This is a genomic window from Agrobacterium sp. CCNWLW155, assembly GCF_036888815.1.
Lineage (GTDB): Bacteria > Pseudomonadota > Alphaproteobacteria > Rhizobiales > Rhizobiaceae > Agrobacterium > Agrobacterium radiobacter.
Window position 1 is genome coordinate 37,079 of record NZ_JBAKFW010000011.1, and the last position, 24,854, is coordinate 61,932.

A 24,854-nucleotide genomic window follows, 5' to 3' on the forward strand; every position below is an offset into this window, starting at 1 on the left:
ATGGTAAGGCTTGCAACATCGGGTGTTTGTCAATTTTTTCTGTCAAACGGGGAGGAAATCCTCTTCAGGGAGGGCAGCGGTGCGCTCGTTACAGATACCAAGGGCCGCAATTATTACGACTTCATCCTGGGTTTTGGGCCGGTTGTGCTGGGTCATGCGCGGCCTGATTTCACAAGTATTTTCCGGCAGAAAGCGGCTGGCGCAATACACTTCCCGGGTTATGCCGGACAACACGTCGATTTTCTCGAAGCCTTTCTGCCTGAGGCCTATCAAAATCACAGCGTCGGCTACTTCAAGCACTCCTCTGACGCCATGACTGCAGCCGCTCGGCTGGCGTGCAAGAAAACCGGCCGTAAAGGTCTGATCCGATGCGGCTATATAGGCTGGCACGACGCACAGATCGGCAACAGTCCACGATGGCACGAGCGGCTTTCATCGCCGCACCGCAGTGAAATCCGCCCCAATTCTTTCACTCGCGGGATGAGCGAGAGCGAACCCGTGGTCAACTGGATTGATCTGCGGATTGACAGCCTGAGACAGATTCTTGACGATGCGCCCGATACCTATGCCGCGTTGTTATTTGACGCCTATCAGTTGTCATTGATGTCGCCGGCGGATCTCTCCGAAGCGATTGCACTCTGCCGCGATCGTGGTGTTCAGGTCGTGGCGGATGAAACAAAAACCGCAGGACGGGTCTCACCTATGGGAGCGCTCGCCGCAGTCGGTCTTGACGCGGACTACGTCGTGCTTGGCAAGGCAATCGGAAACGGCGCCCCGGTCTCTTTGCTTGTCGGCCCGCCATCCATGTCCAGTGATTACCTCGAGGCGAAGATAAGCGGAACCTATTGCAAGGAGCTTTTGGGCGTTTTCGCCGCCTCGGCGACGCATCAGCTCATGGAAGAGCTGCATGGATATTCGATGTTTGGAGAAATTTCCGAGCGCTTCGTCAATGTATTCACCAACGCTGCAGCAAACGTCGGCCTTGGAGACCAGATCTATGTCGAGCTGATACTCGGGGGATCGCTGTTTGAATTACGCTTCAGCGAAGACATAGAAAACAATCTCGGTCTGCGGGCGAAGATACCCCGCATCTTTGCCGATCACGGCATATTGCTCCTTCAGGGGCACCCATCCTTCTTCTGTCTTTCCCACGCGGAGATTGACTGGTCCGACCTGTCCGCACGCATCGAGCGGGCTCTGAGGGCATCTTTGCCATTATTCGCCTGATCCAAGAACCGCTTGCAGACCGCTAGTCGGTCATCTGCCTCGTAGGAGTTGCGAATGCCTTTTCCAGACCACATCCATTTTCTCAATCAGGGCGATGAGCCGGGCGACCGGGTGTTCATCAATATCACGACGCGGGGCTGCGGTAGCGGTTGTTCCTATTGCTATATCATCTCCCCGGCGGGACCCCAGGTGTTCGTCGATGATGCCGCACTTTCCAACAGCGCCGAAGCCTTGCTTCAGTCCCCCTATTTCCGGCCGGGTCGCAACGGCACGATTGTCTCGCTCTGCCCGGATTCCGAACCCTTCAAGAACGAACGATCGACAGAGAAGGTTCTCTGTGTGCTGCGCGCAGTGCTCTCGCTTGGCAATCCGGTGCAGATTCCGACGAAGGAAAAGGTTCCGGAGGCTGCGCTGGAGGTGATCAGCACCCATGCCTACCCTAATCAGGTCGTGCTCTTCACCTCTTTCTCGTCACTCGCCAAGGCCGGCAAAATCGAGCCACGGGCTGCCCCTGTCGCCGATCGAATTCGTAATTTCGCCTTGGCGCGCAAGCACGGTGTGTTCGTCTGCATGTATCTGAAGCCATTCCTGCCTGCCACGCTGAAGGACCTGGATCATGTCCTCCAGGTTCTGGAAGCGGAACGACCCGATGCGATCTGTGTCGGGATGCTCTACACAACGACGCAGCAGCAGGATTCGGCCTATACTCATCCTGTGCACGCCAGTCTCACTGCGCGCCCGCTGGATGACGATTTCAATACCTTCGTCGCCGCCGTAAAGGCACAGGGCCTCGTGCCGCTTTTCCATTCATCCGTGTGCGTCACCGCTTGGGCGCTGGATCGCATCCCTATGCCGCACATATGGAAGGAATATCCGGCGCTGTGCGTCAACTGCCGCAACTGTGAGCGTGATCTACAGGACCGTTTTTCACAGTCAGCTGTTCCCTCCTTCACCTCTCCACAGCCGGTGTATCATGTCAGTCTACCTTAACAATGCCACCACAGGATATCCAAAGGCCATCTCTGCGGTAGAGGCCTATTCCGCGGCGCTGCAATCGATACCATCGGATGTGCGTCACAGCGCTGAGCCGCAAATCGAACTGGTGCGGGGGCGCATAGCCTCGCTGCTGGGCGTGGACCACACGCATCTCTTCTTCCTTTCGGATGCGACGCTGGCGCTTAATGCCGTAATCCGGGGATATGTCGGTCTGGGAGACCATTGCGTCACCGACAACCGGTCGCACAACGCGGTTCTGAGAACACTCAACGGAATACCGGGCGTCAGTTGGCAGGTTGCTCGGGTTCATGATCTTCACGAGGAACCCGACTTTTCCTTCCTCGACGTCATTGACGAGCCAAAACTGGTTTGCCTGACCCACACCAGTAACGTCACCGGTTCTGTTTATGATGTGACGACGCTCATCAGGCGCATCCGCTCGCGATTTCCGAAAGCGGCTGTGCTCGTGGATGCGTCACAATCGGTCGGCTTTTGCCCCATTGACGATCTGGATGACGCTGACTTCATCGTATTTCCGGCTCACAAGCATCTGCATTCAATGCCTGGTGCGGCCGTGCTTGTAGCGCGCCGCAGGCTTGTTCCGTTTATTCTTGGCGGTACCGGCAGCAATTCAGCTGAACTCGCGCTCGGCGATACTGGCGGGAATTTCGTCGAGGTTGGCACACCGAATTTACCGGCGATACTTGCACTGGGCGCCGCACTTGAAGAGCAGAATGACGGTGCTCACGACATTCGCCGTCGGATCGAAAACCTCACCGAGATGCTCTGGAGCGGACTTCAGTCGGTTCCCGGCATCCAGCCTCTCGGGCGGCGACCCTATCAGAAGCGTTCAGGCGTTGTCGCCTGCAAGCTGCCGGGCTCACCGGAAGCTGACTGGATTCCCTTTCTGCGCAGCCAGGACATAATCGCTAGGGGAGGGCTTCACTGCGCCCCGACAATTCACGAAGAACTAGGTCTGGGAAACGTCGGCACCCTCCGCTTCAGCATCAGCCGGTTCACTCGTGAAGACGAGATCCGTAGCGCTGTAGAGGCTGTGCAGATATTTGCGGACTTTGTCGCAGAGGAGACGGGTCGGCCATGACGCTATATCGATCCGATCGCCTTGTAATCGAAGAACCACGCCCCTGCGCAGAGGAGCCCGACCGTGTCCACCTGGTAGGCCATCTAAGGTCGACGACACTCGACGAGATCGCCACGCTGCTGCTTGAGGACCGCTGGCGAACCTTGCGACTGAGGCAGCCCGCCGCACTGGTGGCGCACGGCCCGGACGGAGAATTGCTCACGCTGAACGCGGAATGCGAATTCTCGCTCTCGCGGCTGATCGACGCGCAATCCGGCCTTGCATTTTTTCACGATCTGATCACGAGAATGGAGTTGCAACAATGAGCAAGTTTCTGGGAGAAAAACGCACCGGTCTTATATTCGCGGCGGATTTGCCCTCTTTCGATGAGAATGCCCGGGTACTCGATGTCATCAGTGAATATGTCGATGTTATCAAGGTCTGTAACCCTCTGGTAATGCGGGAGGGCGCTGCAACGATCCGCAAACTGGCAGACCGTTACGGGAAGCCTGTCTTTGCTGACCTCAAGGTCGCCGACGTTCCGCATACGAGTGCCCAGATCGTGAAAATCGTGGCGGACAACGGCGGTTCAGCCGTAATGGTGCACGGCTTTGTCGGTCCCGACGGGATTTCGGAATGCATGGAGGCCGCCGGCGATAACGTGGGCATCATTGTCCAGTTGGAACTGACGAATCCGGGTGGGAAATTATTTACCGCTCCAATTGCCAACGACATGGCCCGGCTTGCAGCTGACATGGGGGTCTACGGCACCCAGGCACCTGGCAACAGACCCAACAGGATCGCAGAAATCAGAGACATTATTGGTCCCGACCCGGTCATCGTTTGCTGCGGCGTCGGAGCCCAGGGCGGCAAGCACAACGAGGTTATGCAAGCCGGGGGCACCTATTCCATCGTCGGGCGCGCGATCTATAACGCCGAGGATCCCGTCCAGGCGGTCACGGCTGTGCTGAACTGACCCTGGAGGCCGTCTCCATTTGGGGACGGCTTCTCCCGTTAACTGCGCGCTCCGGCAGTTACCGGATCTGTCCACAGACCATCAGCCGCCGGAGAACTACAGTGGCTGATGTCAGTCAAAATGGCTGATGCAAACTACTCCGCGACAGTAAGCCGCGCGGGACGCGGCGTCGTCGAAAGACCGGAGGTTCCACTCGACCCTACCGGTCGTCGTCCACACCGTATTTGGCTATCAGATTATCAATGAAGTCCGCCGCTTCGGTCGCCTTCAGCGCCTGCTCCCACATTTGACGTGAAATGTCCTCATGCAGTCGCACGCCGTCCTGGGAGGTGGTTATCAGACCGACCCCGACGCGAATATTTGGCTGCTCTCCCAAACGGAACGGACTGATAGCCAACACCGAGTGATCGGCCTGACGAAAAATCTGGAAGCTGGTAGAGGGGACGGATTGCGGAAGAATCCCCAGTTGCACCCCCAGGGGCTGCTTTCGAAACAGGCTGCTGATGTGGCGCACTTCCCGGCATGCCATGACACGGCGGCGCCTCTGAACTTCTTCCGGCAAATCCTGGCGACCAATCAGGCCATGGAGAAGGAAACGCTCAAGATCTGAGGAGGCGATCAGGCTAACGAGCAAAGGCCGGCGCAATCGGTAGTTTTTCTTTCGTCCCTTCAACGTATCGATCAACCGGCGGATTGCGTCTTTGGTCGCGTCATCCATGGGAGCTGTATCGAGGAAGACCTCCTGAAGCATCTCATCGTAGACTTCGGAGGTCAGCAGATAAGAGATCGGGCCAAAAAAACCAATGATCTGCTCGCTCTTCTCCTCGAGCTGACGCATGCGCTCAAAGAAGGAGCCGGCGGTGTCAATATATTCGATGTCAACGCCAAGGAGGCTCTGGATAGAAACGCCCAACACCTTGGTGATGCTGACGAGCAGCTCTATCTTGAGAATCTCCCCTTTCTCCGCGCGATAAAGGGCGGCACGGGAAATGCCGAGACGTTTCGCCATTTCCTCCGGCGAAAGACCGTGACCGATACGATAGGCCTGCAATCGCGCACCAATCTCGTCGATCCGAATTACATCATCATATGCAGTTTCGTCAGTCATCCTGATGCCGCCGCCAACTTTCAAAGACTAATACATGAGCGATACCGTTCGCATACCGGAAGGATCGGGGCAACATGCCACAATGCCTGCATGGTATTTATACAAATCTAAACTTCTAGACCCCCCCCGATAAAATACCGCCAAGCAATCGCTCGATGGGACGACCGTTGAACCTTGCAGTGACGGGCAGGCGGAAATTATGCTGCGAAAAATCAATGCATCTTCCTGTTGCGCCGAAAACGCCGCATGGGCGGCATCATTTCAACATTTCGCTCCGCTTGCCAGTCGGGTTCACCCTGCCGAGTTCTGCGGCAGGGTGTCGAATTTGCAGCCGTTGATGCTCGCTCAATCGTCAGGAAAGCTCACGTCCGCGCCGTTCCGGGATCAGGAGCCACATGGCGACCATGTCGAGAATATACAACGTCGCCAACAGCGCGATAGCCAGTTCAAATCCGTAGAACGAAGCAATAGTGCCAACCACGACGGGACCAAATCCACCGACACCGCGTCCGACATTAAAGAGGACATTTTGTGCGGTAGCGCGGGCCGCGGTCGGAAAAAGCTCGCTGATAAGGGCGCCGTAACCGCCAAGCATTCCGTTGACGAAGAATCCCATAACTGCACCTGCCACCAGCAATTCGTATGGGTCGGTCAGTTGCGAGTAGATCACGACCATAACAGCGGCCATGAACATGTACCCGAAGAAGGCAGGACGACGACCGATCCGGTCTGCAATGTGACCAAACATAAAAATGCCCAGTGCCATCCCCGCAATCGTCACGGTCGTCCAGATCGCCGATTGTGTCAGTGCAAAGCCAAACCGGGTAGCAAGATAATTCGGGAGCCAGATCATCACGCCGTAATAGCCGAAATTCTGAACCGAGCAGAGAATAGCCATCCCGATACTGAGTTTTGTGGTGTCCCAGTCTTTTACAAGAAGTCGCAGCGAGGATTTGGTAGATTTTCCGGCTTTGTTTGCGACAAAAACCTCGGGCTCGTGCAAGGAGTTTCGAATGAAGTAGGCAACGACAGCCGGGAAAATCCCGATCGCGAACATCCCCCGCCACCCGATCACAGGCAAGAGCATTGGCGTCACAATCGCCGCTGCCAGGACACCAAGTTGCCACCCCAGACCGACATAGGATGACGCTCTGGCGCGTTTGTTTGCCGGCCAGGCCTCGGCCACCAAGGCCATCCCGATGCCGAACTCACCGCCAAGGCCGAGGCCGGCCATCGTCCGGTAGAAAAGAAGGTCCCAATAGCCCTGTGCAAGGGCGCAAAGTCCAGTGAAGACGGCAAAAAGTACGATGGTCCAGGTCAGAACTTTGACACGGCCCAGTCTGTCGGAGAGCATGCCAAACAGAACGCCCCCGATGACGGCGCCAATGAGCGTCGCGGTAACGAGCGATGCCGCCTGACCCGGGCTCAGGGAGAGGTCGCTCGAAATTGCTTTCAACATAAACCCGAGGATCAGCAGATCGAACCCGTCCATCGCATAACCGATAGCGGCGCCCAGCATCGCCTTCTTGGCCTTTCCATCCACTTCACTCGGACTCGATGAAGTCACTTCCTCACGATACGCAGTGTCAATGGTCATTTTGTTCCCCTTTTTGACCTGACGACGAAAAGAAGAATAGACCACATCAATGTCTCAATCGTCAATATTTATCTCAGTATTTAGACAGTCGCTTGAAAACGTCTTGGGCGAGACGCGCATGACCAATATTCAATGTCGCACGAGGCAACAAATGCGCCCTCGAATGTCCGGGGAACGGTAGAGAATTCCCGTTCGTAACAAAGGCTGCAGCATGAACTCCGGAAAACCAATGAGTCCAATCCTGACCAGATCGTCCTACATGCACGCGGGGATGGACGAAGCGGGTTATGTCCCGTCCCCGTCGGCTCGACAAAGTTCCCGAAGCCCTGAAAACGGGGCGTTGGTCAGTCCATGCGCCAACGTTCCAGCTCGGCAAGTGTGAAGCGCGGCGTTATATGCTGGGGGCAGTTCCAGTCGAATGCCTCCACGGCGATGAGGACAAGACGTTCCACCCGGGCAGGATAGTCTGGCATGGTCAACCTCTTTGCCAGCAATGGATCATCTGCTGCGTCGATGATCCGCATACGGGCGAAAATCTTCAGGCGGCGCTGATGCGCGTAATCCATCAGAAACAGCGAGACGCGATCGTTCACCTGCACATTGCCTGTCGTGATATATTGCCGGTTACCGCGAAAGTCGGCAAAGCCGAGCAGTGTCGGGTCGAGTGTGGTGAGGAAGCCGGCCGGCCCGCCCCGGTACTGGACGTAAGGCCAGCCCGTTTCTGAAACACTGGCGAGATAAAAACCGTCGCGTTCCCGAATGAAGGCTGCTTCTGCGGGGCCGAGGCGCTGGCTTCCGGGCGTCTCATCGGCGCCGCCGCGCGCGGCAATGCGCGCCCATCGCTCGGCACTTCCATAGTGATCCTGTGCGGCCGCCACGGAGGACGTTGTTGCAATATCAAGATATTTTCTCATTTTCCATCTGCCTCTCCAGGCGGCCGAAACCGGCCTCAGTCTTGCAAAGCCCAATCCGCAACCTGCCAACGGATTTGTCCACGGTCGGCAACGACATGGCCTAACCCCGGAAACGGCATGTGCGTGGCGGCAATCAGTGCGCCTTCCGACGCGGCGCGAGGGAAAAAGCGATCACGCATTGCCTTGGCGGCTGCCTGGTCCTGCTCGAACAGAAAGAACACGTCGGTCGCTCCTGGATGTACGACCGGGAAGATCATGTCTGAGACCATGATAAGGCTCTTTCCCTCATCTTCCACCCGAACGCCGATATGGCCGGGCGTGTGGCCGGTCAGGTCGACAATCGTTACGCCGGGTACAATTTCACGCTCTCCATCGATCGCCTGAAGTCTGGGGTAGAGGCGCACCACTTCTTCCGCCATCTGGAAGCTCGTCTGGAGGAATTCGGGTGCGCCGCTGCGCTTGGCGGGGTCGGTCCAATGCCTGACGTCGCGCCGATCGATATAGACCTCCGCATTCGGGTAATTGTTCTTGCCGCCGGCGATCAGGCCGCCCATGTGGTCCTGATGCATGTGCGTCACGATGACCGCATCGATCTGATCAAGCTGCAGACCAAGCCTGGCGAGGGCTTGCGGCAGATTGCCGGTTTGCCCGATGGAGCCCGCTGCGCCTGCATCAATCAGGATGCGACGTTGGCCATCGTCGACAAGATACTGGTTGAACAGAAACCGCACGCCGCTTGGCCTGGCGGTGAACTGGGCGACTGCCTGCCGTTCCACCTCGGCCGGGTCACGGCCGGGAAAAAAGGTGTAGGGCATATCTGCATGGCCGTCCGTCAGCGCGGTCACCGTAAAGCGGCCGACGCGGATCTGCGCCAGCGGCGTTACGCTGGCCAGCGTCGTAACCGGTTCCGGTGTTGCGGCAAGGGCCTGCGCGCCATGGATCAGTCCGCCCCCGAGGAGGCCAAAAGGAAGAGCGCTGGCAAAGGCACGACGCGAAAGATTGGGCATGACGTCTTTCTCCTTATTCTGGCAATGAGGGAAGGCCCCTCGACATCATGAAAACTAGGATATCCAAAACCGATACGGTATCCTACGATTCCGGGAGATTCCCTCTCATTTTACGGAAGGATAGAATGGATCGGTTCGAAGCGATGTCAGTCCTGCTCGCGGTGGTCGACGCCGGCAGCCTCTCGGCGGGGGCACGGCGTTTGCAGGCCCCGCTCGCCACCGTCAGCCGCAAGGTCGCCGACCTCGAAAAGCACCTTGGCGCCCGTCTGATGCTGCGGACGCGCCGCGGCCTGACCTTGACGGATGAAGGACGAAATTACGTCGCCGCGTCACGGCGTATTTTGGAGGAACTGGAGGCGGCAGAGCGGCAGGCCAGCGGCGACTACGGCGCGCTGCGCGGAGGGCTGCATGTAACCGCGCCAATTACTTTCGGCGAGCGTCACGTTTTGCCACTTGCACTGGAATTCCTCAAGGAGCAACCCGAAATCGATATGCGGCTGACGCTGACGGACCGCCAGATAAGTCTGTCGGATGAACATGTTGATGTCGCCCTTCGCATTGGACATCTCACCGATAGCGCGCTGATCGTAACACGTGTTGGCGCAGTCCGCCGGGTCGTGTGCGCCAGCCCTGACTATCTCACCCGGCGGGGCGTTCCGCTTGACCCCGACGACCTCGTCCGGCACGACGGTATAAGCTTTCAGGGCTTCGCGACCGCGCCTGAAGTGCGTTACCGCCGCGACGGGGTGACCTTCAATGTCGAACCCCGCCCAAGGCTTGCGGTCAACACGACAGAGGCCGCAATTCAGGCGGCCGTATCGGGTATCGGCATCATCCGCGTGCTCTCCTACCAGATTGCAGACCAGTTACGTTCTGGCGCCCTGCAGGAAGTACTTGTGGAATTTGCGCCGGAACCGCTACCCGTGAATGTCGTCTACGGACCAGCCGATCCATTGCCAACGAAGGTTCGATGCTTCCTGGATTGGATTACGCCCCGCTTGCGCGATCGACTGGCCCATTAAATTCCCATCAGGACCCACCACCGATTGACTCTATTTCATGAAACCAACCGTGTACGGGGCTGTCTGCCTCATTTCGTCTGAGGCGTCCTTGCAGTCAGTTTATTTCCGTCGGGGTCGCGAAGATATGCAACGAACACCCCGTTCGGACGTGCCGTGGGCGGGCTCTCGATTGCCGTTCCGCCGTGTGCGACACCTGCGGCATGCCACGCCAGGACATGGTCGGGGGTCGTGGCCGCGATACCGATTGTTCCACCGTTGGCAGCGGTCGCCGGTTTGCCGTCAATGGGTGTCGTGATCATCAGTCGTCCTCCTTCATGGGCGTAGATCAGTCGGCCTCTGGCGTCCATCTCGCCAGGCTTGCCGCCCAGAGCGACGAAGGTGGCATCGTAGAAATCTCTCGCGCGCTCCAGGTCGTTGCTGCCGATCATGACGTGGGTGAACATGCTTTATCTCCTCTGGACTGCCCGTCCGTTTTCGTGACTTTTAGCGGTCGAAGTTTCTTAGATATCTTGATGTTGACGTTCCGAGAGCCTTCTTGAACATGGTAATGAACGCCGACACCGATTCATATCCGAGGTCGCCCGAAACGTCCTTTACTGTCGCCCCTGCTGCCAAGGCTTCGGATTGCGACGATTAATTGCAACTGTTGGCGCCAACGGCCAAAGGTAAGGCCGGTCTCCCGCTGAAAGAGACGTGCGAGCGAATTCTTGCTCATTGCCACTCGCGTTGCCCACTGCGCCATCGTACTGCGATCGGACGGATTATTCACCAGTTCCGACGCAATCTGTATAAGCCGCGATTCATCCGTCAGCGGCAGATGAAGAAATCGCTGCAATAGGCATCACCCAGACCGCGCGGATCGAGAGTGCAGAACGAAAACTACGACAGGAAGAGCGGACCTCCAAAAGGCTCGGCATGCGGCAACCTGACACCGAGATAAGTCTCGCCGTTCCTGATTTCGCCCTTGCGCGCCCAAACGGAGTGGTAAGATGCCGTGTCTATCGCGTGTGTGGCTGATTCCGCCGCAAGCACATAACACACCAGTGCCTCGTTCCATCCCACAATCGGCAGGTTCTTCGCCCAGCCGAACCGGGGGCTCCAATGCTAGAAAAGGGGCCCAGGCTTTCCCTACGTAAACCAGTCCCACACCACCGCCTCCACGATGTCGTTAACGGACCGGCGCAGATCGATTTCGCCTGATGATTGCTCACCAAAGAACTCGCGGGCGCAGATCAGCGCCTGAACCAGAAGCGCAGTCTCGACGAGATCGCCGCCGTCGTCGAACTTTGCAAATGGGATTGTCTTGCCGCCAGACGTATGGACAAAATGCGGAAAGGCACCGTGAAATAGTTTCACCGCGCCGAGAGATCGCAGCATGCGGTTTGCCCGGTCGACCGCCGCCTGCCTTGTGATCCAGGAACGGTAAACGCCGACGATCAGTGTAAGAAATCCGAAGCCAACACCCGATATGGACGTGATGTCGTGGATCGGCCGACCCTCCGATCCCATGCTGTCCCTCGGAAGGCCGCTCTCAGGATGGCTGCCGGACCAGAAATAATCGAAGGTACTGTGATGCAGGCCATCAAGTTGAGCAGGAAATTCGTCCGTCACTTCCAACCTCGGATGATCCGCAGCAAAACCAGAAGCAGACCCGCAAACAGGCTTATCCGGCTCGCAGGCGCAGCGGATTGGCTGCGGATGCCGGCGCTCCCGCACGCTGCTACGGGCCGTTCATCCGCCAGATCTGCGGAGCAGCGTCATGCGCCGTATTGCTCATCCGTCACATGCTCCATCCAGCCTACCGCCTTGCCGTCCTTGACCTCCTGAAGCGCAATATGGGTCATCGCCACATCAGGTGCGGCGCCGTGCCAGTGTCGTTCACCCGGTTCAAACCAGACGATATCACCGGGGCGAATCTCCTCCACCGGCCCGCCCTCACGCTGCGCGCGGCCAAGGCCGGATACTACGATCAGGGTCTGGCCGAGGGGATGGGTGTGCCAGGCGGTGCGGGCGCCGGGTTCGAAAGTCACCTGAGCACCCTGTACCCGTTCGGCATCGAAGGGGTTAAAGAGCGGATCGATACGGACCGAACCGGTGAACCAGGCATCCGGGCCTTTACCGGACGCTCGTGTTCCCGCGCGCAGTATTTCCATGGTTGTTCTCCTGACTGGTCTCGAGCGGCGATTTGATGTGGGAATTCCCCGCTTGTCCACAGCCGAGTGAAAATCTGCCCGATCGGAAACGGTTATATGCCTCTCGAAAACCCGATGACACGACCGTTCTCGCGTGGTTATCCCGCTCTTCCATATGGGTTTTCGAACGCTTCCAACCGTCATTTTCCTTCTTTCTGCACGCCGCAACAAAAATCATTCTCGGGATTGACTCAGTTATGAAACCGGTTACATTCACCGATGTAAACGGTTTCATCAGTTGAAAACCGAGCTTGGAGGAGCAAATTTCATGTTTAGACATTTGATGGCTGCCGCCGCTTTGGTGCTGGCGGCCGGCACGTCCGCGCACGCCCAGGAGCAGAGCTTCAAGATCGGTCTTTCCAATTCCTTCGTCGGCAGCGAATGGCGCACGCAGATGATCGAAGAGGCTCAGGCTGCCGCAAAAGCGTGGGGCGAAAAGGGCGTCAAGGTCGAAGTCGTCGTTCAGAGCGGCAATGTCGATGTGCAGGGGCAGATCGGTCACATCCGCAACTTCATGAACCAGGGCGTTGATGCGATCCTCATCAATCCCGGCAGCCCGACGGCCTTCGACCCGATCTTTGCGCAGGCCAAGGCGCGCAACATTCTCGTCATCGCCACCGATGCGGAAGTGTCTTCCAAGGATGCGATCTATGTCGGCATCGACCAGAAGGCATGGGCGGCCCAGTCCGCACAATGGCTTGCTGATGCGTTGAAGGGCAAGGGAAGTGTCGTCGCCATCAACGGCATCGCCGGCAACCCCGCCAACGAAGCCCGCGTCGCCGGTTACCGCGAAGTGTTCAAGAAATACCCTGACATCAAGGTGCTGAACGAAGCCAATGCGAGCTGGGATCAGGCGCAGGGCCAGCAGGCCATGCAGAACCTGCTTGCAACCTATCCCGATATTAGCGGCGTCTGGGTTCAGGACGGCATGGCAGACGGCGCATGGCGCGCCATCGAAGCCGCCGGCAAGACCAAGGACATTGCCGCAACCGGTGAGATCCGCAAGGACTTCATGACCCGTTGGGAAAAGGAAAAGTTCAATTCCGGCGCTTCGGTCAATCCTCCCGGCGTCATGGCCAGCGCGCTCAACGTTGCTGTCCTGAAGCTGCAGGGCAAGGAATTCAAGGACGGCATTTTTGGCGGCACCTATGGCAACGCCATCTACATTCCGATCCCCTTCGTCAGCAACGACAATCTTGCCGACAACATCAAGACTGCAGAAGGCAAACCCGGCTACTGGTCCGTTACGGCAACCGTGACGCCGGAACAGGCGGGCGAGTTCTTCAAGTAATATCCGTCTCGGGCCGGCGGCGAACGCCGGCCCGAACCAGAAATTCGAGCGCGGACCGGGCCTTGGCCATCCGCCTGCGACAGACACAATTCGGGGACATGCGATGGCGAACGCTTTGGAAGCGGCCGGCATAACGAAGAATTTTGGCGCCGTGCGTGCGCTTTCGGACGGCAGGCTGACCGTGGGCCGCGGTGAAATTCACGCGCTCCTGGGCGCCAATGGCTGCGGCAAGAGCACGCTCTGCAAGATCGTTGCGGGCGCGGTCGCGCCGACCAGCGGCACCATCAGGTTCAACGGTGAGGACGTGCGCTTCAAAAGCCCGCGGGACGCCGAAAATGCCGGTGTCGCGCTGTTTTATCAGGAACTGAGCCTCATTCCGCAGCTTTCCGTCGCTGATAATATTTTCCTAGGGCGTGAGCCGAAACGCGGCGTCTTTGTCGACAGCAAGGCGCTGAAGGCCGAAGCGGGCAGACTGATCGCGCTGTTTGAAGGCGTGGCTGGCGAAGGGCTGGAGCCGGATGCGATCGTCGGCACGCTGCCGCCGGATCAGCGCCAGCTAGTCGAAATCCTCAAGGTATTCGCCCAGAATGCCAGCCTGATGATCATGGACGAGGCGACGGCGGCGCTCGATGGCCGCCAGTCGCAGCGCTTTTTTGAGATACTTCGGGCCAAGAAGGCCGACGGCGTCTCCACCATCATGATTTCCCACCGTCTCGATGAGGTCTTTGCCGTCTGCGACCGCATCACCGTGATGCGCAATGGCGCGACGATTTCCGAACTGGATACGGCCACCACCAGCCGCGAGGCCGTCGTGCACGATATGGTCGGCGATGTCCGCGCAGCACCGGCTCGCCAGCAGGGGCGTGCCGCCGCAGTCCCCAGCCTCAAGGTAACGGATGTTGCGGGCGAGGGCGTGCGTGGCGTCAGTCTTGAAGCCTATCCGGGCGAAATCGTCGGTCTGGCCGGTCTGCAGGGGCAGGGACAATCGGCCTTGCTGAAGGGCTTGTTTGGCGCCAGCCCGTTTGCAACGGGGCAAATCCGGTTCGAGGGCAGTGACATCACCATCGGCAAGCCTTCTCAGGCCGTTCATAGTGGTTTTGCCTATGTCTCGGGTGACCGCGGGCGTGACGCGTCGCTTCAGGGCCGGTCGATCTTTGAAAATCTCGTCGCGGCCCTCATGGTGCGCGAAAAGATGCGGCTGGTCCGGCCCGCGACGCTGAAGCCGCGCGTGCAGAAGGTCGCGGATGACATGAAGACGAAGTTCGCCGGCCTGGATATGCCGATCGGCACGCTGTCCGGCGGCAACCAGCAGAAGATCTTCATTTCCCGCTGGCTTGCCACCGCACCAAAACTGCTGCTGCTCGATGATCCGACCAAGGGCATCGATCTCGGCGCGAAGGCCGATCTCTTCGCGCTGATGCGGCAGCAGGCCGATGCCGGCGCGACCATTCTTCTCTATTCCTCGGAAGATGCGGAAATCCTCGAATATGCCGACCGCATTCTCGTCTTCAATGGCGGGCGCATCTCCGCGGAACTGACCGGAGCCGACATGACATCCGTAAACATGACCCGCGCCGCTTATGGAGACGCCGCATGAGCTCTTCCGGTTTTCTGCGCAGGCAACCCTGGATCATCACCCTCGTGGTTCTGGCCGTTCTCGTTGCCGTCAACACGTTTCTGCAGCCGTCTTTCGTTCAGCCCTCCGTGCTGCAGTCGAACCTGACCACATTTCTGCCCCTGATCCTGGTGGCCATCGGCCAGACCTATGTCATTCTGGCGGGAGATATCGATTTGTCGGTCGGCAGCATCGTGGCGCTCGCCAATGTCGTCACCGTCAGTGTCATCGCGGCGCTGGGTGGTACGACGGGCGCCGTCTTTGCCGGCATGGCGGCGGGTGCGGCTGTCGGGCTGCTCTGTGGACTGGTCAATGGCCTCTTCATCTCCGGCCTGCGTTTCCAGCCGATTGTCACGACTTTTGCGACAGGCATCATCTTCGCCGGGACGGCGATCTGGGTGCTGCCGCAGGCGGGTCTTCCGGTGCCGGAAGCCTTTTGGCAGACCTATTCCGGCAGCTTCATCGGCGTGCCCTTCGTGCTGTGGGTGCTCGTGGCCGGCATCGCCTTCACGCTGATCGTATCGCGCATTCCGTTTAACACGCATCTCCTGGCGGTCGGCGGCAATCGCACCGGAGCCTTCCAGACGGGCCTGCGCCTCTCCGGCATCCGCATTGGCGCCTACATGATCTCCGGGCTGTTTTCGGCGCTGGCAGCGCTCTGCCTCACCGGCGAGACGGCCTCGGGCGATCCGCTTCTGGGCGCAAGTCTCGCGCTCTCTTCCATCTCGGCGGTGGTCTTGGGCGGCACCGCACTTTCCGGCGGCTTCGGCAGTTCGACCGGGTCGATTGCCGGCGCGCTGGTGCTCGGCATGATCGGTAATGTGATTTTCTTTGCGGGCTTGCCCTTTGAGTACCAGACACTGGTGCAGGGGTTGATCGTGCTGACGGCTCTTGCCGGCGGTGTTCTGGTGACGAGGCGTTGATATGACCAATCCCGGCTTGCAACTCAAAACCCTTCTCACCGATCCTCTGACCATTGCCATTGGCGCGTCCGCCTTCCTTTTGCTGGTCGGGGAATTGCTCTCGCCCGGTTTTGCACAGGGCTCGCAGATCGTGCGGTTGCTGACGATCGCCGCCATTCTCGGCATCGTCGCGGCGGGGCAGAACCTCGTCATCCTCGGCGGACGCGAAGGCATCGATCTTTCCGTTGGTGCGATGATCTCGCTCGGCGCGGTCCTTGCCGGCAACATGATGAACGGCCAGAATGCCGGCATTCCGCTTGCCATTCTCGTTGCGGGCGGCATTCCTTTCCTGATCGGCCTCATCAACGGCCTCGGCATCACCTTCGTGCGTATTCCGCCGCTGGTGATGACGCTCGGCATGACGGCGGTCATTCAGGGCGGTCTGGTGGTTTATTCGCAGGGCGTTCCATCAGGTGCGGCGGCACCGCTGCTGGCGGGCTTCATCAACCGCCCGCTCGTCTTCGGCATTCCCGGCGTGCTCTTCGTCTGGCTGGGCATCGCCGCGATCATGCTGTTCGTGCTGCGCCGCACGGCCTTCGGTTTCGCCATCTATGCCATCGGCTCGAATGAGAGAGCGGCGACGCTCACCGGATTGCCCGTCTCCCTGATCCGCACGCTACTTTATGGCCTTTCCGGCCTGTTTGCCGGGCTGACCGGGGTCTGCGTCATCGGTTACACAGGCACGTCCTTCATCTCCGTCGGTGACCAATATGTGCTTCCGTCGATCATCGCTGTTGTCATCGGAGGCACCTCGCTTGCGGGCGGTGCGGGCGGATATGTCGGAACCATGGCCGGGGCAGTTGCGCTCACCATTCTGCAAAGCGTACTGATAACGCTCAACCTCGATGTATGGGCACGGCAGATCATATTCGGTGTCACGTTGCTAGCGCTGATGCTGCTTTATGGCCGCCAAAAGCAGTTGCGTGTGTGACAGATGAGCAAAGACCAAGGTTCGAATATCAGGGAAGTTGCAGCTCTCGCGGGCGTTTCGATCGCGACCGTATCGCGGGCGCTGCAGCAACCCGACAAGGTTCGCCCGGAAACCCGGAAGAAGGTTTTCGACGCCGTCCGGCAGGCGAACTTCGTTCCCAATGCGCAGGCGGCGAGCTTCCGGCGTCAATCCAACAACACCGTCATCCTTCTCGTTCGCGATATCGGTAACCCGTTTTATCTCGAAATCTACAAGGGCGTTGAGGAAGCGGCCGGCGAAGCGGGTTTCAAGGTGCTGATGGGTGACGCCCGCAACGACGAGCACCGTGTGGCGACCCATATCGACATGGTGCGGCAGAAACATGCCGACGGCCTGATCCTGATGACTGGCCAGTTCCCGTCCGAGCTTCTCGATCAGGGCGATGCGCTGCCGCCCATCGTCATCGCGTCGGAAACGGTGCCCGGCCTCGCGCTGCCGACCGTCAAGGTCGATAACCGCGCCGCCTCCATCAACGCCATGCGCCACCTCATAGAGGCCGGACACAAAAGGATAGTGCATCTGGCCGGTCCCGTGCCGGAAAGTCTGGCGCAGGAACGTTTCGACGGTTACCGTGATGCACTTGCCGAGGCCGATATTGCTTATGCCGACGAACTTGTTGTGACGGGCGATTACAGCATCGAGGCCGGCCGTCAGGCTATTGCAGGTCTTCTTGAAAATGGCATTGCCTTCACCGCGATCTTTGCATCGAGCGACCAGATGGCGATCGGCGCGATCAGCGAGTTGCGGGGCAGGGACCTGTCGGTTCCGTCCGATGTCTCCGTCATCGGCTTCGACGACATCATCTTCGCCAATGCCTTCGAACCGCCGCTGACGACGGTGCGCCAGCCCCGGCAGGAGATGGGCCGTAAGGCCATGGCGCTGATGGTGGACCGGCTGAACGGCAAACGCACGGCCGAAACCATCGTGCTGGATACGGAACTGGTGGTGCGCGGCTCGGTCGCGCCCTGCCACCCGCCGCACCGGTAGCGGCCAGTCGGAATTGTGAATGCAAGGAGTGTAAGGACATGAAGACGATCAGAGGCCCGGCGATTTTCCTCGCGCAATTTGTCGGGGATAAAGCTCCCTTCGACACGCTCGACAATCTCGGCCAATGGGCGGCTTCCCTCGGTTACAAGGGCATTCAGGTGCCGACCGATCCCAAGCTCTTCGATCTCGAGAAAGCCGCCGCCTCCAAGGGCTATTGCGACGATATCAAGGGCCGTCTGGCCGAGATTGGCGTCGAAATCACGGAGCTTTCGACCCATATTCAGGGTCAGCTTGTGACCGTTCACCCGGCCTATGATGAAATGTTCGACGGTTTTGCACCGGCCGAACTGCGCGGCAAACCGCAGGCGCGGCGGGAATGGGCGGTCAACCAGCTGAAGTGTGCGGCGAAGGCGTCGCAGCATCTTGGCCTCAAAAGCCATGCGACTTTCTCCGGTGCGCTCGCATGGCCGTTCGTTTATCCGTGGCCGCAGCGTCCGGCTGGTCTTGTCGAAATGGCCTTTGCTGAACTCGGCAAGCGCTGGACACCCATTCTCGATGCTTTCGAGGAGAATGGTGTCGATCTCTGCTATGAACTGCATCCGGGTGAGGATCTGCACGACGGCGTCACCTTCGAGCGTTTTCTTGACGCCACCGGCAATCATGCACGCGCCAACATCCTCTACGATCCCTCGCATTTCGTGCTGCAGGCAATGGATTATCTCGATTTCATCGACATCTATCACGAGCGTATCCGCGCCTTTCACGTCAAGGATGCCGAGTTCAATCCGACGGGCCGCTCGGGCGTCTATGGCGGTTATCAGAGCTGGGTCGACCGGCCGGGGCGTTTCCGTTCGCTGGGCGACGGGCACGTGGATTTCGGCGCAGTCTTTTCCAAGCTCACCCAATATGACTTCGACGGCTGGGCGGTGCTGGAATGGGAATGCGCGCTGAAGCACCCGGAAGACGGCGCGCGTGAGGGCGTAGCCTTCATTGAAAACCACATCATCCGCGTGACCGAGCGGGCTTTCGACGATTTCGCCAAAAGCGGCGTCGATGATGCCGCCAATCGCCGCCTTCTCGGACTTTGAAAGGGATAGCCATGTCCTCCGTTACAAAAAAATTCGATGGCCGCCGCATCCGTCTCGGAATGGTCGGCGGCGGTCAGGGCGCTTTCATCGGCGCAGTGCACCGCATCGCCGCCCGGCTGGATGACCGTTACGAACTCGTGGCCGGCGCACTTTCCTCCGATGCGACGCGTGCTGCCGCTTCGGCAACGCTGCTCGGCATCGCGCCGGAGCGCTCCTATGCCTCGTTCGAGGAGATGGCGGCGGTTGAGGCCGGTCGTGAAGACGGAATCGAGGCGGTCGCCATCGTGACCCCCAACCACCTTCATTTCGCCCCGTCCAAGGCCTTTCTCGAGGCCGGGATCCACGTCATCTGCGACAAGCCGGTGACCGCGACACTGGAGGAGGCGAAGGAACTGGCCAAAATCGTCGGGGCATCCGACAGGCTGTTCATTCTGACGCATAATTACACCGGCTATGCCATGCTGCGGCAGATGCGGGAGATGATTGCCAGTGGCGATATCGGCAAGCTGCGTCACGTCCAGGCCGAATATGCGCAGGACTGGCTGACCGAAGCGGTTGAAAAGACCGGGGCGAAGGGCGCGGAATGGCGCACGGACCCCAGCCGCTCCGGCGCGGGCGGGGCAATCGGCGATATCGGCACGCACGCTTTCAACGCTGCCGCCTTCGTCACGGGCGAAATCCCCAGCAGCCTTTATGCGGATCTGACCTCCTTCGTGCCGGGCCGGCAGCTGGATGACAGCGCCAATATTCTCTTGCGTTATGAAAGCGGCGCCAAGGGCATGCTCTGGGCAAGCCAGATCGCGGTCGGTAATGAAAACGCCCTGTCGCTCCGGGTCTATGGCAATAAAGGCGGGCTTGAATGGCACCACCGGGTGCCGGATGAGCTGTGGTTCACGCCTTATGGGGAGCCGAAGCGGCTGATCACCCGCAACGGTGCGGGCGCGGGAGCTGCCGCCAACCGCGTCAGCCGCGTGCCGTCAGGGCACCCGGAAGGATATCTCGAGGGTTTTGCGACGATCTACCGCGAAGCCGCAGATGCAATCATCGCCAAAAGGGAGGGAAAAACAGCCGCCGGGGAGGTGATTTACCCCGGCATGGAGGACGGCCTTGCGGGTCTCGCATTCATCGATGCCGCCGTTCGCTCCAGCCAGACCTCGACCTGGGTCAAAATCGACATCTAGGTCGCAGCCTATCGGAGGAGACGACGCAGGGCACCGGAGGCTGTGCCCGGCACCTGCCCGGTCAAGGAGACAGGGAAGGGTGGGCGTGTCGTCACATTGATCAAACGGAAAGGGAGTTACGCGTTTGAAAACGTTCAAGTCAAAACTTGCAGGCATGGCATTCGTCGTCGGACTGGCGGCCGGTTTCGCAAATCCGGTTTTTGCCGATGACAGCAAGACGCTGCCGATCGCCGCGCAGATGTATACCCTGCGCAATTCCGGAACGCTGGAAGAGCAGCTTGCCATCCTCAACCGCGCAGGCGTTTCCGCCGTGGAAACGGTGGACATGCAGAAGGTCAGCGCCAGCGAACTGAACACGCTTCTCGAAAAGCACAAGATCAAGGTCATTTCTTCGCACGTGCCGATCGACAAGCTGCGCGGCAATCTCGACGAGGTCATCACGGAGCAGAAGGCCGTCGGCAATCCGGTCGTGACCGTGCCTTTCCTGAAGCCGGAAGACCGTCCGAAGGACGCCGCAGGCTGGACCGCCTTGGGCAAGGAGCTCGGCGGATATGCGGACAAACTGTCTGCGGCAGGCCTCTCCATGGCCTACCACAATCACGACTTTGAAATGGTCAAGTTCGACGGCAAGACGGCGCTTGAACTGCTGCTCGATGCGGCAGGCCCGAAACTGCAGGCCGAAGTCGACGTCGCCTGGGTGGCGCGCAGCCGCAATGATCCGGCAGAGTTCCTCGGCACATTGAAGGGCAAGGTTTTTGCCATCCATGCCAAGGACAATGCGCCTGCGGGAACGGCGGAAAACGAGCGCGGCTTCGCCACACTCGGCACCGGCACTCTCGACTGGAAGACGATCCTGCCGGCGGCAAAACAGGCCGGCGCAAAATGGTTCATCCTTGAGCACGACCTTCCGCTCGATGCCGAAGCCGTCGTGACCAAGGGCAATGCGTTCCTGAGCGAACGCCTGCCGACCATTCAGTAAACACTGCCAGTAAAACCAGAACCGCTCCCCGGCGGCCGGTTCGCCGGGGCGCATGAGGTTCGACAGACACATAACCAGTTTCCGCCGCGTCGCGACGGGAAGCGTTTTGTCCTGTCGTTTTTTCCAAGCTCACATCGGAGGAGTTATCATGGCAAACAATCATTATGATGCGATTGTTGTCGGCTCGGGCATCAGTGGAGGCTGGGCCGCAAAGGAACTCACGCAAAAGGGCCTGAAGGTCCTGATGCTGGAGCGCGGCCGCAACATCGAGCACATCACCGACTATCAGAATGCCGACAAGGAAGCCTGGGATTACCCCCATCGCAACCGCGCCACGCAGGAAATGAAGGCGAAATATCCCGTTCTCAGCCGCGATTATCTGCTGGAAGAGGCAACGCTCGGCATGTGGGCCGATGAGCAGGAAACGCCCTATGTCGAGGAAAAGCGGTTCGACTGGTTCCGCGGTTATCATGTCGGCGGCCGCTCGCTGCTCTGGGGCCGTCAGACCTATCGCTGGTCGCAGACCGATTTCGAGGCCAATGCGAAAGAAGGCATCGCCGTCGACTGGCCGATCCGTTATGAAGACGTCTCCCCCTGGTATGATTATGTCGAGCGCTTCGCCGGCATTTCCGGCAGCCGCGAGGGGCTGGACATTCTCCCTGACGGCGAATTCCTGCCGCCCATTCCGCTCAATTTCGTGGAGCAGGATGTGGCCAGCCGGCTGAAGAAGGCGTTCAAGGGCACGCGCCACCTCATCAATTCGCGCTGCGCCAACATTACCCAGGAACTTCCCGATCAGGAGCGCACGCGCTGTCAGTTCCGCAACAAGTGCCGGCTGGGCTGTCCCTTCGGCGGCTATTTCAGCACGCAGGCATCCACCCTGCCTGCGGCGGTCGCCACCGGCAATCTCACTTTGCGGCCTTTCTCCATCGTCAAGGAAATCCTCTACGACAAGGACAGGAAGAAGGCGCGCGGCGTCGAGATCATCGATGCAGAAACCAACCTGACCTATGAATACACCGCCGACATCATTTTCCTGAACGCCTCGACGCTGAACTCGACCTGGGTGCTGATGAATTCGGCCACCGATGTCTGGGAAGGCGGGCTTGGCAGCAGCTCAGGCGAACTCGGCCACAACGTGATGGACCACCATTTCCGCATGGGCGCGACAGGCCAGGTGGAAGGTTTCGAGGACTTCTACTTCAAGGGCCGCCGTCCCGCGGGTTTCTACATTCCGCGTTTCCGCAATACCGGCGACGACAAGCGCAAATATCTGCGTGGTTTCGGGTATCAGGGCTCGGCCAGCCGTTCGCGCTGGGAACGGGAAATCGCCGAGCTCAATATCGGAGCCGATTACAAGGAAGCGCTGACCGAGCCGGGCGGCTGGACCATCGGCATGACCGCTTTCGGCGAAATGCTGCCCTACCATGAGAACCGCGTGAAGCTCGATCATGAGAAGAAGGACAAATGGGGCCTTCCGGTCCTCTCCATGAATGTCGAGATGAAGCAGAACGAACTCGACATGCGCGAAGACATGGTCAATGACGCCGTCGAGATGTTCGAGGCGGTCGGCATCAAGAACGTCAAACCCTCCAGGGGCAGCTATGCACCCGGCATGGGCATTCACGAAATGGGAACGGCCCGCATGGGGCGCGACCCGAAAACCTCCGTCCTCAACGGCAACAACCAGGTCTGGGATGCACAGAACGTCTTCGTGACTGATGGTGCCTGCATGACCTCGGCTTCCTGCGTCAACCCGTCTTTGACCTACATGGCGCTGACGGCGCGTGCCGCCGAATTTGCCGTTTCCGAACGCAAGAAGGGGAACCTATGATGAACAGACGCGAACTGCTGAAACTGATAGCCATTGCCACCGGCCTTCCGCTGATCGGCGCGGATGTCCTGACGGCCGCGGAAAATGCTGCCAAGCCTGCCGGCGCTGGCCATGTCTTTACACCGGAGGAAATCCACTTTCTGGACGAAGTGGCGGAGACCATCATTCCCCGCACTTCCACGCCCGGTGCGAAGGATGCCGAAGTGGGTGCATTCATGGCCGTCTATGCAGCCGATTGCTACACCGACGAGCAGCGGGCGCTCTTCCTTTCGGCAATTTCGGACATCGAGAAGCGCAGCCAGACCGAACACAAGAAGGCCTTTCTGGAGCTGACGGCGGGAGAGCGACAGGCGCTGCTTTCGGCGCTGGACAAGCAGGCCAAGGCTGAACAGACACCGGCGAAACCGCACGCCTTCACGCTGGTCAAGCAACTGACGCTGCTCGGCTTCTTCACCTCGAAGATCGGGGCCACGGAAGTTCTCGTCTACGACGAGGTTCCCGGTGGTTTCGAAGACCGCATTTCCTACAAGAGGGGCACGCCTGCCTGGGGCACGACCTGAAGAGAGAGCTGTTGGCCCGTCCGCATTTGCGGGCGGGCCGCATTCATACGGCAAGACAAGGATGACATGATGCGCAAGACACTCATCATCGCGGCGGCTATGCTGACCGCAAGCACCGTTCCCGCTCTTTCGGAGGGCGATGTTGCCAAGGGGGAGGCGGTCTTCAAGCGCTGTTCCGCCTGTCACGCCATAGGCGGGGGCGCGAAAAACAGGGTCGGCCCACAGCTTAACGGCATCATTGGCCGTGCGGCGGGCGGCGTGCCTGACTATACTTATTCGAGTGCGATGAAAAAAGCGGGCGAGGACGGTCTCGTCTGGACGCCGGAGGAATTGCGGGATTTCCTGAGCGCGCCAAAAAAGAAAATACCCGGAAACAAGATGGCGCTGGCCGGCATCAGCAAGCCGGAAGATCTGGACAATCTCATCGCCTATATTGAAAGCGCGGCCTCAAAGCCGGTTGAGTGAGAGCCGGGGGCTACCCGGTCGAGGCCCGCCCTTGGCGAAGGCCAAGCACATGGAGGCAGGCGCCTCCACTCTACACCTGGCTGGCTTCGCCTTCCGCCAGCTGGGCAAGGCCCGGCAGATTGCAGACCAGAAGCTTCTGCCGCCCGCCCTGCACCAGCCCCTTGGTCTCCCAGCTGCTGAGAATGCGCGAAACGGTGTGCAGCGTCGTGCCGGTCATTTCGGCGATATCCTGACGCGAAATCGGGAAGTCGATGCGGATGCCGTCCAGCTCCTTGCGGCCCGCCTGCTGCGAAAGGCGCAGCACGGCATGGGCCACCCGGCGCTCCACTTCCTGCGTCGACATTTCGCGGATGCGCGTATGGGCTTCCTCGAGACGCTGGCCGATTGTCTGCATGGCTGAGACGGCAAGATGCGGGTTCTGCTCGACGAATTGCGGCCAGAGATCGGTTTGCCAGGACAGGATCACGCTTTCGGCAGCCGTCGTTGCGGTACCGGGATAATCGGCCCGCTGCAGCGCCCTTGCGAAACCGAAGAGATCGCCGGGATGCACCACGCGCACGATGATCTGCTGACCGTCATGGGTCACCTGCGTTACCTTCAGGCGGCCGTGGATGAGCAGGAAGAAATGCGTGGCCGGCCGGCCCTGCTCGAAAATGGCTTCGCCCGCCGGCACTAGCCGGGATGTGGCGTGGGTCAGCAGTCCGTCCAGCTCATCGTCGGCCATCTTGGCAAACAAGGCCAGCGACCGGATGACGCTTCGGTCAATCTTCACTTGCACCCTCTCCGGTGGTCGGCCGCCGCC

26 protein-coding genes and 1 pseudogene are annotated in these 24,854 nt (G+C 59.5%); 17 read left to right on the forward strand and 10 right to left on the reverse strand.

The window, feature by feature from the left end:
* From V6S97_RS23665 to pyrF, 5 genes are read left to right on the forward strand one after another with little or no spacing between them, the layout of a single operon-like run.
* On the forward strand, nt 1-1,227 hold the full coding sequence (locus tag V6S97_RS23665; protein WP_060726705.1) for an aminotransferase class III-fold pyridoxal phosphate-dependent enzyme: 1,227 nt from the start codon (nt 1-3) through the stop codon (nt 1,225-1,227).
* Nucleotides 1,228-1,281: 54 nt separating this feature from the next.
* The gene (locus V6S97_RS23670; RefSeq protein ID WP_112292881.1) at nt 1,282-2,217 is read left to right on the forward strand and encodes a hypothetical protein; all 936 of its coding nucleotides are present in this window, start codon (nt 1,282-1,284) and stop codon (nt 2,215-2,217) included.
* Nucleotides 2,201-3,325 (forward strand): aminotransferase class V-fold PLP-dependent enzyme, encoded by a 1,125-nt coding sequence (locus tag V6S97_RS23675; protein WP_060726707.1) that lies wholly within the window; start codon nt 2,201-2,203, stop codon nt 3,323-3,325. Before V6S97_RS23670 ends, V6S97_RS23675 begins: the two co-directional genes overlap by 17 nt.
* Nucleotides 3,322-3,630 carry a hypothetical protein gene (locus tag V6S97_RS23680; protein WP_060726708.1) on the forward strand — a complete coding sequence of 103 codons (309 nt, stop codon included), beginning with the start codon at nt 3,322-3,324 and terminating at the stop codon, nt 3,628-3,630. Before V6S97_RS23675 ends, V6S97_RS23680 begins: the two co-directional genes overlap by 4 nt.
* On the forward strand, nt 3,627-4,280 hold the full coding sequence (gene pyrF / locus V6S97_RS23685) for an orotidine-5'-phosphate decarboxylase (RefSeq protein WP_020010257.1): 654 nt from the start codon (nt 3,627-3,629) through the stop codon (nt 4,278-4,280). The genes V6S97_RS23680 and pyrF overlap by 4 nt, the downstream gene beginning before the upstream one ends.
* 199 nt (nt 4,281-4,479) lie before the next feature.
* On the opposite strand, the gene V6S97_RS23690 is transcribed toward pyrF, so the two are convergent.
* The 4 genes from V6S97_RS23690 to V6S97_RS23705 all read right to left on the reverse strand — a co-directional run bounded on the left by V6S97_RS23690 (nt 4,480) and on the right by V6S97_RS23705 (nt 8,906).
* Nucleotides 4,480-5,388 (reverse strand): helix-turn-helix domain-containing protein, encoded by a 909-nt coding sequence (locus V6S97_RS23690; RefSeq protein WP_060726709.1) that lies wholly within the window; start codon nt 5,386-5,388, stop codon nt 4,480-4,482.
* A gap of 352 nt (nt 5,389-5,740) precedes the next feature.
* On the reverse strand, nt 5,741-6,985 hold the full coding sequence (locus V6S97_RS23695) for an MFS transporter (protein WP_020010259.1): 1,245 nt from the start codon (nt 6,983-6,985) through the stop codon (nt 5,741-5,743).
* A gap of 344 nt (nt 6,986-7,329) precedes the next feature.
* On the reverse strand, nt 7,330-7,899 hold the full coding sequence (locus tag V6S97_RS23700; protein WP_060726710.1) for a pyridoxamine 5'-phosphate oxidase family protein: 570 nt from the start codon (nt 7,897-7,899) through the stop codon (nt 7,330-7,332).
* A gap of 35 nt (nt 7,900-7,934) precedes the next feature.
* Nucleotides 7,935-8,906, reverse strand: a complete 972-nt coding sequence (locus V6S97_RS23705; protein WP_060726711.1) for an MBL fold metallo-hydrolase — start codon at nt 8,904-8,906, stop codon at nt 7,935-7,937.
* Between the two features lie 125 nt (nt 8,907-9,031).
* Between V6S97_RS23705 and V6S97_RS23710 the strand changes: the two genes are divergently transcribed.
* A complete protein-coding gene (locus tag V6S97_RS23710) occupies nt 9,032-9,928 on the forward strand; it encodes a LysR family transcriptional regulator (protein ID WP_060726712.1) in 897 nt (298 codons plus the stop codon).
* Nucleotides 9,929-9,996: 68 nt separating this feature from the next.
* On the opposite strand, the gene V6S97_RS23715 is transcribed toward V6S97_RS23710, so the two are convergent.
* The 5 genes and pseudogenes from V6S97_RS23715 to V6S97_RS23735 form a co-directional block, all read right to left on the reverse strand.
* Complete coding sequence (locus V6S97_RS23715; protein WP_060726713.1) at nt 9,997-10,371, reverse strand: VOC family protein; 375 nt, start codon at nt 10,369-10,371, stop codon at nt 9,997-9,999.
* 40 nt (nt 10,372-10,411) lie between these two features.
* Nucleotides 10,412-10,751, reverse strand: a pseudogene (locus V6S97_RS23720) (helix-turn-helix domain-containing protein); the annotation flags it as partial.
* A 56-nt stretch (nt 10,752-10,807) separates the two neighbouring features.
* Nucleotides 10,808-10,990, reverse strand: a complete 183-nt coding sequence (locus V6S97_RS23725) for a glucoamylase family protein (protein WP_334427811.1) — start codon at nt 10,988-10,990, stop codon at nt 10,808-10,810.
* A 66-nt stretch (nt 10,991-11,056) separates the two neighbouring features.
* A complete protein-coding gene (locus V6S97_RS23730; RefSeq protein WP_236760280.1) occupies nt 11,057-11,539 on the reverse strand; it encodes a hypothetical protein in 483 nt (160 codons plus the stop codon).
* Nucleotides 11,540-11,685: 146 nt separating this feature from the next.
* Nucleotides 11,686-12,081: a (R)-mandelonitrile lyase gene (locus V6S97_RS23735; protein ID WP_060726714.1), complete on the reverse strand. Its 396-nt coding sequence runs from the start codon at nt 12,079-12,081 to the stop codon at nt 11,686-11,688.
* A gap of 307 nt (nt 12,082-12,388) precedes the next feature.
* Here V6S97_RS23735 and V6S97_RS23740 point away from each other — a divergent pair, with 307 nt between their 5' ends.
* From V6S97_RS23740 to V6S97_RS23790, 11 genes are all read left to right on the forward strand, one after another.
* A complete protein-coding gene (locus V6S97_RS23740; RefSeq protein WP_035212759.1) occupies nt 12,389-13,411 on the forward strand; it encodes a substrate-binding domain-containing protein in 1,023 nt (340 codons plus the stop codon).
* 103 nt (nt 13,412-13,514) lie between these two features.
* Entirely contained in the window at nt 13,515-15,008 is a 1,494-nt protein-coding gene (locus tag V6S97_RS23745) for a sugar ABC transporter ATP-binding protein (protein WP_077998777.1), read from the forward strand.
* Nucleotides 15,005-15,949 carry an ABC transporter permease gene (locus tag V6S97_RS23750; protein WP_077998776.1) on the forward strand — a complete coding sequence of 315 codons (945 nt, stop codon included), beginning with the start codon at nt 15,005-15,007 and terminating at the stop codon, nt 15,947-15,949. Before V6S97_RS23745 ends, V6S97_RS23750 begins: the two co-directional genes overlap by 4 nt.
* Nucleotide 15,950: 1 nt before the next feature.
* Nucleotides 15,951-16,919: an ABC transporter permease gene (locus tag V6S97_RS23755; protein ID WP_003504616.1), complete on the forward strand. Its 969-nt coding sequence runs from the start codon at nt 15,951-15,953 to the stop codon at nt 16,917-16,919.
* A 3-nt stretch (nt 16,920-16,922) separates the two neighbouring features.
* The gene (locus V6S97_RS23760) at nt 16,923-17,945 is read left to right on the forward strand and encodes a LacI family DNA-binding transcriptional regulator (protein ID WP_060726717.1); all 1,023 of its coding nucleotides are present in this window, start codon (nt 16,923-16,925) and stop codon (nt 17,943-17,945) included.
* 38 nt (nt 17,946-17,983) lie between these two features.
* Nucleotides 17,984-19,033 (forward strand): sugar phosphate isomerase/epimerase family protein, encoded by a 1,050-nt coding sequence (locus V6S97_RS23765; protein ID WP_334427814.1) that lies wholly within the window; start codon nt 17,984-17,986, stop codon nt 19,031-19,033.
* An 11-nt stretch (nt 19,034-19,044) separates the two neighbouring features.
* Complete coding sequence (locus tag V6S97_RS23770; protein WP_060726719.1) at nt 19,045-20,214, forward strand: Gfo/Idh/MocA family protein; 1,170 nt, start codon at nt 19,045-19,047, stop codon at nt 20,212-20,214.
* Between the two features lie 124 nt (nt 20,215-20,338).
* Nucleotides 20,339-21,193, forward strand: coding sequence for a sugar phosphate isomerase/epimerase family protein (locus V6S97_RS23775; protein ID WP_162694552.1), 855 nt, complete (start codon nt 20,339-20,341; stop codon nt 21,191-21,193).
* Nucleotides 21,194-21,341: 148 nt separating this feature from the next.
* Entirely contained in the window at nt 21,342-23,027 is a 1,686-nt protein-coding gene (locus tag V6S97_RS23780) for a GMC oxidoreductase (protein ID WP_060726721.1), read from the forward strand.
* Nucleotides 23,027-23,587: a gluconate 2-dehydrogenase subunit 3 family protein gene (locus V6S97_RS23785; RefSeq protein WP_334427826.1), complete on the forward strand. Its 561-nt coding sequence runs from the start codon at nt 23,027-23,029 to the stop codon at nt 23,585-23,587. Before V6S97_RS23780 ends, V6S97_RS23785 begins: the two co-directional genes overlap by 1 nt.
* A 69-nt stretch (nt 23,588-23,656) precedes the next feature.
* Nucleotides 23,657-24,052: a c-type cytochrome gene (locus tag V6S97_RS23790; protein ID WP_031233466.1), complete on the forward strand. Its 396-nt coding sequence runs from the start codon at nt 23,657-23,659 to the stop codon at nt 24,050-24,052.
* 70 nt (nt 24,053-24,122) lie between these two features.
* On the opposite strand, the gene V6S97_RS23795 is transcribed toward V6S97_RS23790, so the two are convergent.
* The gene (locus V6S97_RS23795) at nt 24,123-24,824 is read right to left on the reverse strand and encodes a Crp/Fnr family transcriptional regulator (RefSeq protein ID WP_020809046.1); all 702 of its coding nucleotides are present in this window, start codon (nt 24,822-24,824) and stop codon (nt 24,123-24,125) included.
* Nucleotides 24,825-24,854: the final 30 nt, after the last annotated feature.